Origin of the sequence: Terrimonas alba, from assembly GCF_042434975.1 — a bacterium.
Taxonomy (GTDB): domain Bacteria; phylum Bacteroidota; class Bacteroidia; order Chitinophagales; family Chitinophagaceae; genus Terrimonas_B; species Terrimonas_B alba.
The window spans coordinates 240659-255389 of sequence record NZ_JBHMQM010000007.1 but is presented as its reverse complement, the minus strand read 5'-3'; the positions used below and the strand labels follow the sequence as shown (position 1 = coordinate 255389).

Annotated in this window: 17 protein-coding genes; 15 read left to right on the top strand and 2 right to left on the bottom strand. The window is 38.6% G+C overall.

From position 1 onward, the window contains the following. Positions 1-87 precede the first annotated feature (87 nt). The 11 genes from ACFEL9_RS20300 (at position 88) to ACFEL9_RS20250 (ending at position 10660) form a co-directional block, all read left to right on the top strand. A complete protein-coding gene (locus tag ACFEL9_RS20300) occupies positions 88-1368 on the top strand; it encodes an ABC transporter permease (protein ID WP_385894041.1) in 1281 nt (426 codons plus the stop codon). 182 nt (positions 1369-1550) lie between these two features. After that, entirely contained in the window at positions 1551-2411 is an 861-nt protein-coding gene (locus ACFEL9_RS20295; protein ID WP_385894039.1) for a MotA/TolQ/ExbB proton channel family protein, read from the top strand. A 72-nt stretch (positions 2412-2483) separates the two neighbouring features. After that, the gene (locus tag ACFEL9_RS20290) at positions 2484-3158 is read left to right on the top strand and encodes an ExbD/TolR family protein (protein WP_385894037.1); all 675 of its coding nucleotides are present in this window, start codon (positions 2484-2486) and stop codon (positions 3156-3158) included. Between the two features lie 29 nt (positions 3159-3187). Continuing rightward, positions 3188-3820 carry an ExbD/TolR family protein gene (locus ACFEL9_RS20285; RefSeq protein WP_385894035.1) on the top strand — a complete coding sequence of 211 codons (633 nt, stop codon included), beginning with the start codon at positions 3188-3190 and terminating at the stop codon, positions 3818-3820. A gap of 47 nt (positions 3821-3867) precedes the next feature. After that, positions 3868-4695, top strand: a complete 828-nt coding sequence (locus tag ACFEL9_RS20280) for an energy transducer TonB (RefSeq protein WP_385894033.1) — start codon at positions 3868-3870, stop codon at positions 4693-4695. A 114-nt stretch (positions 4696-4809) separates the two neighbouring features. Next, the gene (mnmE, locus tag ACFEL9_RS20275; protein WP_385894031.1) at positions 4810-6192 is read left to right on the top strand and encodes a tRNA uridine-5-carboxymethylaminomethyl(34) synthesis GTPase MnmE; all 1383 of its coding nucleotides are present in this window, start codon (positions 4810-4812) and stop codon (positions 6190-6192) included. Positions 6193-6414: 222 nt separating this feature from the next. Beyond that, positions 6415-6762, top strand: a complete 348-nt coding sequence (locus ACFEL9_RS20270) for a helix-turn-helix domain-containing protein (RefSeq protein WP_385894029.1) — start codon at positions 6415-6417, stop codon at positions 6760-6762. Positions 6763-6767: 5 nt separating this feature from the next. Beyond that, the gene (locus ACFEL9_RS20265; RefSeq protein ID WP_385894027.1) at positions 6768-7874 is read left to right on the top strand and encodes a tyrosine-type recombinase/integrase; all 1107 of its coding nucleotides are present in this window, start codon (positions 6768-6770) and stop codon (positions 7872-7874) included. Positions 7875-7895: 21 nt separating this feature from the next. Beyond that, the gene (locus ACFEL9_RS20260; protein WP_385894025.1) at positions 7896-8822 is read left to right on the top strand and encodes a DUF6617 family protein; all 927 of its coding nucleotides are present in this window, start codon (positions 7896-7898) and stop codon (positions 8820-8822) included. Positions 8823-8957: 135 nt separating this feature from the next. Beyond that, positions 8958-9275: a helix-turn-helix domain-containing protein gene (locus ACFEL9_RS20255; RefSeq protein ID WP_385894023.1), complete on the top strand. Its 318-nt coding sequence runs from the start codon at positions 8958-8960 to the stop codon at positions 9273-9275. Continuing rightward, positions 9272-10660, top strand: a complete 1389-nt coding sequence (locus ACFEL9_RS20250) for a DNA primase family protein (protein ID WP_385894021.1) — start codon at positions 9272-9274, stop codon at positions 10658-10660. The genes ACFEL9_RS20255 and ACFEL9_RS20250 overlap by 4 nt, the downstream gene beginning before the upstream one ends. 104 nt (positions 10661-10764) lie before the next feature. Here ACFEL9_RS20250 and ACFEL9_RS20245 read toward each other — a convergent pair whose 3' ends face one another. Continuing rightward, entirely contained in the window at positions 10765-11112 is a 348-nt protein-coding gene (locus tag ACFEL9_RS20245) for a hypothetical protein (RefSeq protein WP_385894019.1), read from the bottom strand. A 75-nt stretch (positions 11113-11187) separates the two neighbouring features. On the opposite strand from ACFEL9_RS20245, the gene ACFEL9_RS20240 reads away from it, so the two are divergent. Continuing rightward, positions 11188-12054: a hypothetical protein gene (locus ACFEL9_RS20240; RefSeq protein ID WP_385894017.1), complete on the top strand. Its 867-nt coding sequence runs from the start codon at positions 11188-11190 to the stop codon at positions 12052-12054. 34 nt (positions 12055-12088) lie between these two features. Beyond that, complete coding sequence (locus tag ACFEL9_RS20235; protein WP_385894015.1) at positions 12089-12895, top strand: DUF4339 domain-containing protein; 807 nt, start codon at positions 12089-12091, stop codon at positions 12893-12895. A 181-nt stretch (positions 12896-13076) separates the two neighbouring features. On the opposite strand, the gene ACFEL9_RS20230 is transcribed toward ACFEL9_RS20235, so the two are convergent. Then, complete coding sequence (locus ACFEL9_RS20230; RefSeq protein ID WP_385894013.1) at positions 13077-13661, bottom strand: hypothetical protein; 585 nt, start codon at positions 13659-13661, stop codon at positions 13077-13079. A gap of 202 nt (positions 13662-13863) precedes the next feature. On the opposite strand from ACFEL9_RS20230, the gene ACFEL9_RS20225 reads away from it, so the two are divergent. Further along, positions 13864-14421: a hypothetical protein gene (locus tag ACFEL9_RS20225; RefSeq protein ID WP_385894011.1), complete on the top strand. Its 558-nt coding sequence runs from the start codon at positions 13864-13866 to the stop codon at positions 14419-14421. Positions 14422-14479: 58 nt separating this feature from the next. Next, positions 14480-14719: a DUF4339 domain-containing protein gene (locus ACFEL9_RS20220; protein WP_385894009.1), complete on the top strand. Its 240-nt coding sequence runs from the start codon at positions 14480-14482 to the stop codon at positions 14717-14719. Positions 14720-14731: the final 12 nt, after the last annotated feature.

Genomic DNA, 14731 nt, shown 5'->3' with positions numbered 1-14731 from the left:
CTGGAAACTTGCAACTGATTTCATCCACTCATAATACTTTCTTCCCGTATCCGCTTGCTTTCTGTAATTTCGGGTCAAGTATCGAGCATGAATTTCCGCGATGTTTTCTCCCTGGCTTTTCGCACGGTTCGCAGCAATAAATTGCGTACCGGATTAACTGTCGCTATTATTGCATTTGGCATTATGGCCCTCGTTGGCATTATTACGGCTATCAAGGCGATGAACCAAAAGTTTTCTGAAAGCTTTTCTTCTATGGGAGCTAATGCGTTTACCGTTCGTTTCAAGGAAAGAAATATTCATTTTGGTGGCGGTGGTAATAACAATGAGGTCAAGCTTTCAAAAAAATCAAATAAGAAAGAGAAGAAATCTAACCTTGGAAAAAAGATCACAAAAGATGAAGCCGAGCTTTTTGTAAAAGCCTTTCATTATCCTTCAATCACCAGCATCTCCATTTTTGGCAATAGAAATTCCATTGTCACAAAAGAAGAAAGAAAAACAAGTCCCAATGTTACGTTATTTGGCAGTGATGAAAATTATTTACTATTGAATGGCTTGACCATTGCGGAAGGAAGAAATATTAATAAGGCCGAAGTGCAATCGGCAAGCAACGTTTGCATATTAGGCAACGATGTGGCGAAGAAGCTTTTCAAAGAAAGTACAGGCATGGCCATTAATTCAACTGTACGCATCAATAATATTCCGTTCCGGGTTATTGGTGTGATGGCAAGCCGGGGTTCTACTTTTGGGTTTAGCCGTGATAATATGGTTGTCATAAGTTACACCAGTGCGCACCGAAACTTTCCCTCTGACAATTCTTACGTAGTAGCTGTTTTGACACAGGATATTTTGCAGGTGAACGAAGCTATGGGTGAGGCAGAGGCAGCATTTCGTCCTATAAGAAAATTGACAACAACGGAAGAAAGCAATTTTGTGTTGGACAAAAGTGACAGTGTTGCTGAAAAAGCAATGAACAGTCTTGGCTTTCTTACCATATCAGCAACGGTAATTGGACTGATCACGTTGATAGGCGCTGCTATTGGTCTTATGAACATCATGCTGGTGTCGGTATCAGAGCGTACAAAGGAAGTAGGCCTGGTTAAGGCAATTGGTGGCAAGAGTAAAATGGTGAGACGTCAATTTTTACTGGAGGCAATGATCATCAGTGTGCTTGGAGCAGTCTTTGGAATTGTTCTTGGAATTTTAGTTGGAAATATTTTCTCCATTGTATTAAATACAGGCTTTGTTGTACCCTGGAATTGGGTGGCATACGGCATCATAATCTGCAGCATTGTCGGGCTGCTCGCCGGTCTGTATCCTGCGTTAAAGGCTGGAAGATTAAACCCTATAGAAGCATTGCGCTACGAATAATTAATATTATTTGTTATCAAATTATTTGTCAGGGAGTTGGTGCTTTTAAAAAAATCCTTAACTTGAAGCCCTCTGTGATAAAAAAACAATCACGGGAAGATTTTTGTATAAACTTTTTCATTAGAATTGTAGCCTCAAAATAAGGCTCATTAACATTTAAAAAAACACTAAAAATTAAGATCATGGCTGAGACTAAACCAACTGCAACCGCAACAGTTAAGGCTACTTCTGTGCAAGCAAAGAAAAGCAGTAACGCCATTTCGTGGATTGCTCCCGTAGTATGTATTCTTGCCGGTTATTCAATCTGGCGTTTTGTTTTAGGTAACCCTGACGGCTTTGAGAATCCTGATGCCAGTGGCGGATTTTGGCCTGAGCATAAAGATCCTAAAGATGCATTTCACAGGATTTATGAAGGTGGTATCATCGTACCCTTACTGATTGGTATGTTGCTAATGGTGATTGTATTTTCTATTGAAAGATTTTTAACTATTCGTAAAGCCATGGGTAATGGTTCTATTTCTGACTTTATCCGTAAAGTGCAGTATCACCTGGCTAATCGTAATGTAGATGCAGCGCTGTCTGAGTGCGACAAACAACGCGGATCAGTTGCCAATGTAATGAAAGCGGGTCTTCGCCGTTACAAAGAAATGATCAACGAAGGCGGTCTGGATACGGATCAAAAAGTAATTGCAATCCAAAAAGAAGTAGAGGAAGCTACCGCTCTGGAACTGCCGATGCTTTCAAAAAACCTGGTTTTCTTATCCACGATTGTATCCTGCGGTACGTTGATCGCCCTGCTCGGTACGGTAATCGGTATGATCAAATCATTCTCGGCTTTGGGTAAAGAAGGTGGTGCCGGTGCTGCTGGTGAACTGGCAGTTGGTATCTCTGAGGCCCTTTATAACACTGCCCTTGGTATTGGTACCTCAGCATTTGCGCTGATCATGTACAATGTCTTTACCACTAAGATTGACTCTATTACATATGGCATTGATGAATCAGGTTTCACCCTGACACAAAGTTTTGCTTCGCTGTACAAATAATTTTGTCAGAAAGCAGATGACTTAGTATGGAAATTTGATTGCTATTCATCTCAATATTTTAAATTATTACAAATGCCAAGTGTAAATATTGCAAAAAAGAGCACGGATACCGATATGACACCCTTCGTGGATATCGCATTCCTGATTCTTTCTTTTTTCATCATGGCTACCAAGTTTAAACCACCTGAGCCTGTTGAAATTACAACTCCCAACTCCGTTTCAGCCGGTAAACTTCCGGCAAATGATGCAGTGATGGTTACCATTGACAAGGACAATAAAGTTTTCTTTTCCGTGTTGTCTGAAAAAAATGTCGGTGTTTTTGATAAAATAATCCAGGAACTGAATACGACAAATAATCTCGGTTTATCGCCCGCTGAAATGGCAAACTTCAGGAAAACAGCGGCTGTTGGAGTACCGTTTTCAAAATTAAAAAGCCTGCTCGCTATTCCTGCCGATGAACAAAAAAATGTAAAACAGGAGGGGATCCCGGTTTTGGATTCTGCTACCAATGAACTGGTAAGATGGATAGCTGCGTCGAAAAATGCTTTTGCAGGTCAGACATTGACGTTCCTGATCAAAGGTGATGGAAAATCCAAATTCCCCACGTTTGACGCAGTGGTAAGTGCAATGAAGCGGAATGATCAACACAAGTACAATCTTGTAACATCACCCGAGGATGCACCTGCTAATTCAGAATTGGGCATACAGCGCAGGAAAGAAAGCGGCGGCGGAGGAGGAAAGAAATAAAATATTCAATTAATTAAAAATCATCTGTTATGGCAAGTTTAGATACCGGTGATAGCGGCGGAGGCCACAAGAAAGGCCCGGGTGTAAAGAAAGCGAAAAAGCTGTCTACCCGTGTGGATATGACTCCCATGGTGGACCTTGGCTTTCTTTTGATCACCTTCTTCATCTTTACGGCAACCATGAATGAGCCCACTACAATGGACCTCAACATGCCGAAGGACACCGATAAAGAGGAGGAAGTAACAAAGGCCAAGCAATCTGGCGCCCTGACTATAATGCTTGGAGCAAAAGACCAGGTATATTATTACGAGGGTGAGTTAGCACCTGATGGTAGCAATTTCAAGCAGACTACCTTCAAAGGCATTCGGGATATCATCATCAATAAGAAAAAAGAGGTAATCTCCAATTACCGTGGAAATGCTGCCTGTGAAGAAAAGGCAAAATCCAAAGGCAAAGATCCCAAGGCTGAATGTGCCGACGAAGACTTTGTTGTGGTGATTAAACCCAATGAAGAGGCGTCTTATAAAAATACGGTTGATATACTCGATGAAATGACGATCAACCAGGTAAAGCGTTTTGCCATGGTAAAAATTGCGGACACCGAAAAAGGCCTGATAAAAGCTACTGAAGGTGGCGGCGCTACACCAGCACCGGCTAACTAAGTATGGAATTGTCAGGGAAATGCATCTAATTTTAAATTAACTTAAACATGGAAGCCAACAAAATATTATCCGCTGATATTCTGGACCTGGTTTTTGAAAACCGGAACAAGGAATATGGAGCTTATAATCTGCGGAGAACTTATAATAAGCGCATTATTTTGGCTCTTGTTATCACGGCTTCTCTTGCTCTGCTGGCCTTGTTAGGCTCAGTACTGGCAAGTTCGCTGGATGACGGTGAGTCAAAAAAAGTGGAGATTAAAGAAGTGACTTTGGCAGATATCAAGCAGGAAGAGGAAAAACCCAAGGAATTGCCGCCTCCTCCTCCGCCGAAGCCACCAGATCCTCCAAAGATCGAAATGCAAAAATTTACCCCTCCCAAGATCGTAAAAGATGAGGAGGTGCAGGAACCACCTCCGGCACAAGAGGAGTTAAAGGAAGCTAAAATCGATGTAATTAAACAGGAAGGTATTAAAGACGAAGGTATAGTTGCTCCGGCCGTTATTGACGACGGTAAAGGCATCGTTGAAGAAAAAAAAGAAGATGAAAATAAAATCTTTGAAAAAGTAGAAATCGAAGCCCAGTTTAAAGGCGGCGAGGGTGCCTGGAGAAAATACCTTGAAAGAAATCTTAACCCAAGTGCGCCTGTTGATAACGGTGCTCCCGAAGGCACTTATACTGTATTTGTTCAATTTGTGGTGAGCAAAGATGGTTCTATTAGTGATGTGAGAGCCCTTACCAATCACGGCTATGGCATGGAAGCTGAAGCTGTCCGGGTTATTAAAAAGGGTCCGGCCTGGACTCCAGCTATACAAAATGGAAGAAGTGTAAATGCTTATCGTAAGCAGCCCATCACTTTCCAGGTTCAGTCTGAATAACAAACAAATTTTTAGCGTTTTATATCCTCCCCGCACAAGCGGGGAGGATTTTTGTTTTTATAGGATGACAGTTGAAGTCTACTTTTGAAGCCAAAAGACAATTCTGAGTATCGCATGATTAATCATTTATCCGGCTGGGATGATACCATCGTGGCACTGGCTACACCGCCAGGTATCGGGGCTATTGGAGTAATAAGACTGAGTGGTGAAATGACTTTTCCCATTGTTAACAGCCTGTTTCCGTCAAAAGATCTTTTGCAGGAGGCAGCTAATACGCTGCACGTAGGATATTTGAAGCACAAAGATCAAATCATTGATGAGGTTGTTCTGTCCTTATTCCGTTCACCCAGGTCATACACCGGCGAAGATGTGATTGAGATAAGCTGTCACGGATCTCCCTTTATTCATCAGCGCATCATTGAAGCATGTATTGAAAGCGGCGCCAGGTTGGCGAAGCCGGGGGAGTTTACTCAACGGGCTTTTTTGAATGGTAAACTGGATCTTGCCCAGGCCGAAGCCGTGGCAGATGTAATAGCCAGCAATACCGAAGCGTCGCATAAAGCTGCGTTGAATACGATGCGTGGTGGATTTTCATCCAAACTAAAGGAACTAAGAGAACAATTGATCCGTTTCTCTGCCCTGATTGAGTTAGAACTAGATTTTTCACAGGAAGATGTAGAGTTTGCCGACCGTTCCGCTTTTTATGAACTAATCAGGCAGCTACAGCTTTCAACCGATCAGTTAGTCAACTCCTTTCAGTTAGGCAATGTTATAAAAAATGGGGTGAGTGTGGCAATTGTTGGGAAGCCAAATGCCGGCAAGTCCACTTTATTAAATGCGCTATTAAATGAAAACCGGGCCATTGTCAGCGACATACCGGGCACTACCCGGGATACAATTGAGGAAACCATTAATATCGATGGGATACTTTTCCGGTTAATTGACACGGCTGGTATAAGACAACATACCGCTGATACTATTGAAAGTGCGGGAGTTGAACGAAGCCTGGAAAAAATGAAACAGGCAAACCTGGTTGTCTACCTGTTTGATGCAGGAGATAGTGTCCAGGAAATGCAGGCTAAGCAATCAGAGCTCAGCAACCAGGGATTAAATTACTTAATGGTGGCCAATAAAATTGATGCGATTGGTGAAAGAGATGCAAGGGCGAAATTTCAAGATGTTGAAAAGATAATTTTTATTTCGGCCCGTCAAAATCTGCATGTTGAAGTGTTGAAAGAAAAAATGGTGGATGCAGTTTTACAGGGACAGGTGCAAACAGAAAACGTTATTGTAACCAATGCACGACACTACCATGCATTAAAGGAAGCTGCAAAATCTTTGCATGATATCAAAACGGGCCTTGATAATAAACTGCCGGGTGATTTATTAGCTCTGGATATTCGAAGATGCCTGCATTACCTGGGAGAAATAACCGGCCAGGTTAGCAATGAAGATATGCTTGATTTTATCTTTAGTAAATTCTGTATCGGAAAGTAACAGCCTTTTCCGATGTTTTCCATACGTTTTCAAATGATTGATTACTAAATGTTTGATTTGTTAATGTTAACAATCCCACTACTATTTTTCTTCTATTTCTGTTGCTAATTTGTTGCCCGGATATTATTTTTGTTGCCCAAATCGTTATAATGGTCGGAGCGAGCGAGATTTTGCTACATATAGCTACTATCAGCCACCGCCCCCGCCACACAGCAACAAATTATGAGCAGCAACCTACGGATAGATAAAATATGTCGCTTTTGCGGAGCCGGTTTCACGGCGAAGACTACTGTTACCCAGTTCTGTTCTGATAATTGCGCAAAGCGTGCTTACAAAGCCCGGATTAGAGAACAGAAAATCCTGGACGTAATCAAGGAAGAAAATTCAACATCTTTTTATAACCCACTCGTTGCGCAAAAGGAGTTCCTCAGTATTAAGGAAACTGCTCAATTGATTGGTGCGAGCCGGTGGACAATATATCGGTTGATTGAGAACGGCAAATTGAGAGCAGCCAAACTCCAACGACGAACCATCGTGAAAAGAACAGACATAGACAAGCTATTCAATTAAACTATATGAGTGTTAAACTAAGGGAAAGAAAAAAGGGAAAGAAAATTAGCCTTTACCTTGACATCTACGAGAACGGCAAACGGGAATACGAGTACCTTAAAATGTATCTGTTTCCTCAACCTGAAAAGGGGAGGCTTACTAATGAACAAAAAGCTCACAATGAAAAGACCCTGGCCGTTGCCAATAAGATTGCAACTGATAGAGGTTGGCAGTATTTCAATGACGAGCATAATATCTTAGATAAATCAAGGATTAAAGGAAGCTTTGTTTTATATGTTGAGCAATTAGCGAAAAAACGTGAAGAGGTGAAAGGAAATCATGGCAACTGGTTAAGTGCCATTAAGTATCTAAAGGCTTTTCACTCCGATGTTTTGTTTTCGGATATTGATAAGTCTTGGATTGAGAATTGGAAAGAATACCTGGAAAAGAAAGCAAAAAGCACTAATGGTCGAACGCTCAGTCAAAATACAAAGGTTTCTTATTATTCAAAAATAATTGCTGCAATTAAAGAAGCATACCGTGAAGGCATAATAAAGAACAAGTACACAGATTTGGTTAAAGGTATTGTTCCTGAAGAACCGAGAAAGCAATTTTTGACAGCAGAAGAATTAACGCTATTAGTAAAATCAGACTGTGAAAATCCATTGTTGAAAAAAGCATTTCTCTTTAGCTGTTTCACCGGATTACGGTGGTCTGATGTCTCGAAATTAAAGTGGGACGACATTCAGTATTCTGAGACCAACGGTTACTTTATACAATTGAAACAAAAGAAAACTGATGAAGAAGGTACAATTCAAGTTGGCGAGCAAGCAATAGAGGTTTTAGGTGAGAAAGAAAACGAAGGAAAGCTAATATTTGACGGTTTAAAGTATAGCGCACATACAAACACTAAATTACTTTTATGGGTAATGAATGCTGGTATTAAAAAGAAAATTACATTCCATTGCTCTCGACATACATTTGCAACTTGGTTGCTCAGTAATGATGTGGATATATACACAGTTCAGAAACTACTATTGCATAAGAACATAAAGAACACCCAGGTCTATGCGAAAATCATTGACCAAAAGCGAAAGGCTGCTGTTGATAAATTAACTTTGAATTTGACCTAATACTCAAAAACATTTCAGTAGATGAAACTCGATAGCTCAGAATTTGAAGTACTATTTACAGAGTTAAAAAAAAGAATCTTTGATTACTACGGTGAGGGTACTTTTATCGGATTTACCACAAGGATGGGGTCTTATCTTGCCAATTTTAAAAGTGAGTTTTTAAAGAATCTTTCGTTGCTTACTAAGGAAAACAAAACTGATTACCTGAAATATTTGAATTCCGAACTTGACAAAATTGCAGATATTTTAATGACAGGCGATGAGCGATACAAAATGTTTCTTAATAATTTCGGGATAACAGAAAGCGATTTGCTAACTCATAAAAAACCAGAGAATGAATTGTACACGATTTTGAGCAACGAGCTTTATACGCTAAAGATTTCTTATAAAAAAGAGATTCCGGGTCGAATTACGTATGATGAAATTGTTGATTTGCTTCGTGTCTTTTATCGGCAATTTAGTCACCTTTATTTTAAAGATGTTTATTATGTGATTAATGGCAACAAGAATAAAGATTCAAACGAAGCTAAAATAATTTCAGAGCAACCTAAGATAACCCTTACCTCTTTTGGCTTTACAAATGATAAAATCGAGATACTTAGAAAGATATATCATTCATTGATATTGGACACTGGAAAATTTATTGACCATGAGGAAACCCCGGAAAAAGTGTTTGTTGAAATATTGACGACAAAGAATTACAATAGTATTCCGGGGAAGATTAGGTTTGAATGTGAAACCACACAAGTTGCCTATATCCTCTCTTTGATGAAGAAGTTTTCCGCAAAGTTCACTTTTTCAAACATTGAGGCATCGAAAAAATTCCACTCACAAGCAGGTACATTAATAACTGCATCAAGCCTCTCCAAAGCAAAAAGCTTAACTCCACAGCCCAAGCAGTATAAGCATATTGAGTCTTTTTTTTCAGATTTAATAGCAAGTCGGTAAGGAACCTTACCCTGCCTTACCATCTTACCATTTAGGCATAGAATCCTTCGTTTTTTGCACTCGTATTTCGGTTGAACAGTTACCGCCTTCAACCGGAATAGGCGGGTTTTTATACTTTATTTTAAAGCCATTATTATGGAACAAGTTTTAATTACGTATTTAAAAAGAATCGAGGCTGACATTTCAGAACTTAAATTACTAAAAAAGGAAACTCTAACTTTTAAAGAGGCTTGTGAATACTTACAGGTCAGTTCGTCAACGCTGTATAAGCTCACTTGTAAGGAACAAATACCGCACTACTGCCCAACAGGAAAGAGACTGTACTTTCGAAGAGTTGAATTGGATGAATGGCTGCTTCGAAATCCGAAGTCTAAAGTAAGCCAGGACGATGTAGCGATACTCGCTGCAAACTATCTTACTCAAAATCCAAAAAAGCAAGGAGGTATGGCATGAGCAGTTTAACAATGACTTCAAATGCTACCAAATCTTTATTGAAGCAAATGATTGACAAGATTGAACCCATTGATTTTCGAAGCCTTGTTGACAATGGGTCAAACGGTGATGTCAGGTTAACCAATAAACATTATTTAGTCGGTACAGTTGATAACGTCTTATCAATTGCAAAAGAGAATAACTGGGGTTTATGCAGAAGTAATGGATTCATATATGTTTTCAATGGAGAATACTGGAATAATGTTGATGAGTTGCTTTTTCAGGGGTTTTTAGCCCAAGCAGCTTATAAGATGGGAGTAAGTAGGATAGATGCGAAACATTATATCTTCCAGGAACAATTGCTTAGACAGTTTTATTCTTCAGCTAGCCTTTCTAACCTTAATAAGGATAAGGGAATTATTCTGATAAACCTACAAAATGGGACTTATGAGATTACGGCAGAAGGTGGCAGATTGCGGAAGTTTTCGCATAAAGATTTCCTTACATACCAACTGCCGTTCTGCTTTGAACCAACTGCGACGGCTCCATTATTTATGAAATACCTCGAACGAGTATTGCCCGACCCGGCCCTTCAAATGATTCTGAGCGAATTCCTTGGATACGTTTTTATCAGGTCGTTGAAACTGGAAAAATGTTTACTCCTTTATGGAAGTGGGGCAAATGGAAAATCAGTTTTTTTCGAAATTGTTAATGCTCTGCTGGGAAAAGCTAACATTTCAAACTATTCCCTCACTAATTTATCGGAAGAACATAACAGGGCTTTAATAGTGGATAAGTTGTTGAATTATGGAAGCGAAATCAGGGGAAATATTCAAAGTGACATTTTTAAACAACTTGTTTCTGGCGAACCAATACAATGCCGGTTAAAGTACGGTAACTCATTTACCATTGAAGATTATGCAAGGTTATGTTTCAATTGTAATGAACTACCAAAGGAGGTTGAGCATACCGAAGCGTTTTTTCGAAGATTTATTATTATACCGTTTAACACAACAATTCCGGAACATGAGCGAGACCCCGAACTTGCGAAGAGAATTATTCAAGAGGAGTTACCGGGCGTATTTAATTGGGTCTTAGACGGTGTGAACAGATTGAATGTGCAAAAGTCTTTCACTTACAGCGAAGTAGTCAGAGGAATGGTAGAAGACTACAGACAACAATCAGATAGTGTTCATCTATTTCTATCCGGAGATGAATATGTAAAGTCGAATGATACATTTACACTGTTGAAGCACATTTACCCTGATTATAGGGTTTTTTGCCAGGCAGACGGGTATAAGGCTTTAAGTAAAACTAATTTCAAAAAGAGACTTGAAAATCTCGGGTACACAGTAGAAAGGAAGAATATAGGTTTATCTGTATTCCTTACTAAGGCAAAACGATAAATGTTTAATTTATCCGTTCATTTGCTTCACTTGCTTCACTTTTAGTCTTAGTGAATTTAGTGAAGCAAGTGAACTCTTTTAAAAAGATTTTAATGAACAGCTATTTATTTTTTTGTTGAAGGTTTTTTTTCAAGGGTTTTTATAATCAAGTCATATAGTTTTCTACTATCTACATTTATAAGTTGAGCATAAACGAGTATTTCCTTGACAGTGAATTTCTCGGGGTTCTTTATTTTCTCAGTTAATCGCACAAAATTTATTCCTGTTTCGTTTACAAAAACAGCTTTTGGAACAATCTCAAATATTTCGGAGAACGCTTTTATTTCCCCGGAGTCAATATATGTTTTCAAGGCATTAAACCTTTTGTCTTTCACTTTCATGAGTTTGACCAAAAGGTATATTGGATTGGGGATTTGTTTTACAAAAAGCGACCCTATGTATTTGTAAATCATACAAATTGTATTATTTTAGTGAGTTAAATGTATGAGTTAATGCTACCATGTTAAAACGACTAAAAAATATCAACTATGAAATATTCAATCCTATCCCTTCTACTTTTTATTTATTTTGAAACATACAGTCAGGAATTGCCAGTAAACTCACAGACCGGGTTAGTTTCAATTAAGGACTCAATTGCAGTAAAAAACAAATCTCTGCAAGAGATTAAAAATGTTCTGTCAAAGTGGGCATACACTCTTATTGATGAAGCAAACTTGAACGTAGTATATAAACTTGACAATTCAAAACAGACCGAAAAAATCTCAATCAATTTGCCCTTGTGGTCAGTTCTTACTCAGGATAAGGGAGGCAATAAATATGTAACAAACGGCACGCTGACATATAGTAGAACCAAAACAAAGGGGCTTGTACCAACTGCTACCTTTGGTGCTGTCAAGTTCAGTTTTTCTTACACAGTTACGGCAAAAAACCTAATCTATGAGTTTTCCAATCTGGAATACTCTCACGACATGGTGCATTATGGAAAGTTCGAGGGAGAAAAACCGCCAAGTAATAATTATAATAGTTCATTGCTTTTTAAGATGAACAAAAAAGAGTGGGTGGCTGTAAAAGGAGAATACTTTGAGAACCTTAAAATTCTTGCAACTAATTTAAAAGAATATGCAGGAAGTCTATTAATAAACAATCAGGCCAGCACAAATCAATCTCCGATTAATTACGAATCGTACAAAAAGATAACAACAGGAATGCCTTATGATGATGTAGTAAAGCTATTGGCTGACGAAGGGAAAGAACTTAGTAATAGTAGTTCTCAAGTCAATGGTAAAACGATAATCCTACAAACAATAATCTGGTACGATTTGGATAAGTCAAAAAGTATAAGCGTTTCCTTCACAGATAGTAAGGTGAATTCTAAATCGCAAACCAATTTATAGCTGTACTCCACACTTTTCCCCTTATAATTCGTATATGACCAACTATTTTATTAAAACTGATAAAGGACACTACGGCCCTGTCACGGGACAATTGCTCAGAAAATTACGGATTAAGAGAAACACGCTGCTATGGTATAACGATTCTGCCTCATGGCAAAAAGCAGAAGATATTGAAGAATTAAAAGATTGCTTTAAAAATACACCTCCGCTATTAGCTACTGATTCCCCCGCCACTTTCAGACACGCATACCTCAGAAATAAAGTGTTTGGTTTATTGCTTGCTAAGTTTTCAAAACCTTCATTATTAATTTCAGTATCACTAACAGTAGTAATTGCTGTTTTCTTATGGCTTAGATTTCAGCCAAACAAGTTTGGCGAAGACGAGGCCGTTAAAATCCATCGTTATTTTAATTCTCAGCAGATAAATTATCAGATTCAGCAGAAGGCGGAACAATCAAAAATCAGAGAACAGCAAGAATATGAAAGACTTCATCCAGAGATAAGGGAAGAACGTGAAAAGTTTATGCGTGATAACAATATCAACGACCCATTCGTTAACCTGGGTGTAGTTCCAATAGCTCCGGCTGCAAGTATTCCGTATGAATATGTTGATGGATTTTGGGATTATTGCCGCAATGCTGAGGGCAAAGTCTTTCTTAACATTAACAATATTGAATCAAGTTTTGAGAGCCGGAAAGCCCATTTAATCGAGCGAATTATAAGAATATCTGTAATTGCTCTATTTTGCTCCTTTGCTACTGTATTAGGGATATTGCTTTATAATGATAGAGCAGGTAATCGAAGACACAAAGAAAAGTTAGAAATAGCCGAAAGTAAGTAAAAACACCTATCCGCCTTGTTTAATCTAGCTATGACATCTAAAATCAAAGCATTACTTTTATTCGATATTTTTCAAGTCACCGAATTCAAATCCTTTTAAACGGCTTCTATATCGAATGAAGGCACAAGCACACAACAAGGGGAAGGAATAGATGGAGTTATGAGAGAATTTGATAGAGCAATTAAATTGTTTTCCGATTGTCCTGATTCTCTGGCAGAATTGAAATATTGGAAGAATAGGTCATGCTCCTACATGAGTGAGCAATATATTGCTCTTTATAAAGAACTGGGATTAAGTTAGCCAGGCTGCGAATATAGGCAGCATATTTAGACAGTTTATTTGTCAATTCGCTTACATTTTCAGGCTTTTGCTTCATCTCGCCATCTTTGATGTAATGGAATATTATAAACGACAAATCTTTCTCCTGCTCATCCCCGGTTATTCGAGAGTGAGCAAATTTATTGCGCCATCCTGTCAGCTCTCTAAACTTATCAAAACAAACTTTGAATTGATTGTAATAACCTATGTTATGCCGTTTGAGCGCAGACTCAGCCATTGTTATCTTTTTTGACATATAGGCATTTTCAAGCAACACCTCTTTAATGGCTTTTCTTTCTCTGTGATCTTTGATTAAGCAAACTACAGCAATATCCACAAGAGCAAACTCCAAGTCGCCACACATATCCAAATATGCACCTCTTAATTTGGCTGAAATAATTTGAATTCGCTGATCAAACGTGGGGAATTGCTGGGGCAACGGGGACATAACAGCTTTGTTTAGCTACTAATCTACTTCTTTTTGTTGGTTGTTGGCTTGGGTGTAACTAATGCCTTAACTAAATCTTCAAATGAGCCATTGACCTTTAGCTTTTCATCGTATTTAGATGCTCTTTTAATATATAACTTGTCCTACATTCTACCTAATATTTGTTTAGTTATTATTCATACTTTTATACAAATACATTCCAATGACAGAGCCACTTAGCCCCGCCGAAGAAATATTGCTATTTATAGATAAAGCCGGATATGGCAACTGGGTAATGATTAGCGATAAGCTATTAGAAATGTACCCGGTTCGAAATGATAATGATTTAGAGCAAGCCAGAGAAGATAGCCGCCCCCCTCATCAACTTTTAGCCCACTTAGTTCAAGATGAATTAATACAACTTGATGGCAATAAATACGGTCATTTAGGAAGTAGTTCAGCCGGAGTAGCAATAACATTAACCAGAGCAAAAATAACCGTCCGTCTACTTCCAAAAGGAAGAGAATTTGCTAAGGAAATAAAGCAAAAAATTAAAGAGGAAATCGAAAGTGCACATCAATCGCCAGTACATATAAAAGACAGTATATTAAATATGGGTGGAGTTTTTCACAACTCCCCTCAATCTGCCGGAGCTTCATCGTTCCAACAAAATACTGTCAAAGCCCCTGCAAAAGCCGCTATTATCAATAAAATCATTATCGGCATTATTATAGGGCTTGCCGTTCTCCTTATTGGTCATTACGTCTTAAAAATCGGCTAAACCCCTTTGTTCCTTTATTGTAAGTAGAATTCTTTTAAACCTAAAACGAACCTTAACTATGACTGAGTATTTCATCTATCACGGCCAGAGTCAGCATTGTCCTCTCACCTTTGAACAATTAAAAACACAAAAGCTTACAAATAACACTTTTGTGTGGTACGAGGGATTACAGGACTGGTCAACAATCGGAAATATTCCAGAACTGAAGTCCTTAGTTGCCTCTAAGCCCATTCCCCCGCCGTTAAATAATGGCAATGCTGTCGACCCATATTTTGTAAATAGAAATAGACTAATTTAAACCTTTGCTTCG

What these genes read in the sequence shown, in the direction of transcription:
- ACFEL9_RS20300 (WP_385894041.1), top strand. Translation starts at nt 88, where the DNA reads ATGAATTTCCGCGATGTTTTCTCCCTGGCTTTTCGCACGGTTCGCAGC.
- ACFEL9_RS20295 (WP_385894039.1), top strand. Translation starts at nt 1,551, where the DNA reads ATGGCTGAGACTAAACCAACTGCAACCGCAACAGTTAAGGCTACTTCT.
- ACFEL9_RS20290 (WP_385894037.1), top strand. Translation starts at nt 2,484, where the DNA reads ATGCCAAGTGTAAATATTGCAAAAAAGAGCACGGATACCGATATGACA.
- ACFEL9_RS20285 (WP_385894035.1), top strand. Translation starts at nt 3,188, where the DNA reads ATGGCAAGTTTAGATACCGGTGATAGCGGCGGAGGCCACAAGAAAGGC.
- ACFEL9_RS20280 (WP_385894033.1), top strand. Translation starts at nt 3,868, where the DNA reads ATGGAAGCCAACAAAATATTATCCGCTGATATTCTGGACCTGGTTTTT.
- mnmE (WP_385894031.1), top strand. Translation starts at nt 4,810, where the DNA reads ATGATTAATCATTTATCCGGCTGGGATGATACCATCGTGGCACTGGCT.
- ACFEL9_RS20270 (WP_385894029.1), top strand. Translation starts at nt 6,415, where the DNA reads ATGAGCAGCAACCTACGGATAGATAAAATATGTCGCTTTTGCGGAGCC.
- ACFEL9_RS20265 (WP_385894027.1), top strand. Translation starts at nt 6,768, where the DNA reads ATGAGTGTTAAACTAAGGGAAAGAAAAAAGGGAAAGAAAATTAGCCTT.
- ACFEL9_RS20260 (WP_385894025.1), top strand. Translation starts at nt 7,896, where the DNA reads ATGAAACTCGATAGCTCAGAATTTGAAGTACTATTTACAGAGTTAAAA.
- ACFEL9_RS20255 (WP_385894023.1), top strand. Translation starts at nt 8,958, where the DNA reads ATGGAACAAGTTTTAATTACGTATTTAAAAAGAATCGAGGCTGACATT.
- ACFEL9_RS20250 (WP_385894021.1), top strand. Translation starts at nt 9,272, where the DNA reads ATGAGCAGTTTAACAATGACTTCAAATGCTACCAAATCTTTATTGAAG.
- ACFEL9_RS20245 (WP_385894019.1), bottom strand. Translation starts at nt 11,112, where the DNA reads ATGATTTACAAATACATAGGGTCGCTTTTTGTAAAACAAATCCCCAAT.
- ACFEL9_RS20240 (WP_385894017.1), top strand. Translation starts at nt 11,188, where the DNA reads ATGAAATATTCAATCCTATCCCTTCTACTTTTTATTTATTTTGAAACA.
- ACFEL9_RS20235 (WP_385894015.1), top strand. Translation starts at nt 12,089, where the DNA reads ATGACCAACTATTTTATTAAAACTGATAAAGGACACTACGGCCCTGTC.
- ACFEL9_RS20230 (WP_385894013.1), bottom strand. Translation starts at nt 13,661, where the DNA reads ATGTCCCCGTTGCCCCAGCAATTCCCCACGTTTGATCAGCGAATTCAA.
- ACFEL9_RS20225 (WP_385894011.1), top strand. Translation starts at nt 13,864, where the DNA reads ATGACAGAGCCACTTAGCCCCGCCGAAGAAATATTGCTATTTATAGAT.
- ACFEL9_RS20220 (WP_385894009.1), top strand. Translation starts at nt 14,480, where the DNA reads ATGACTGAGTATTTCATCTATCACGGCCAGAGTCAGCATTGTCCTCTC.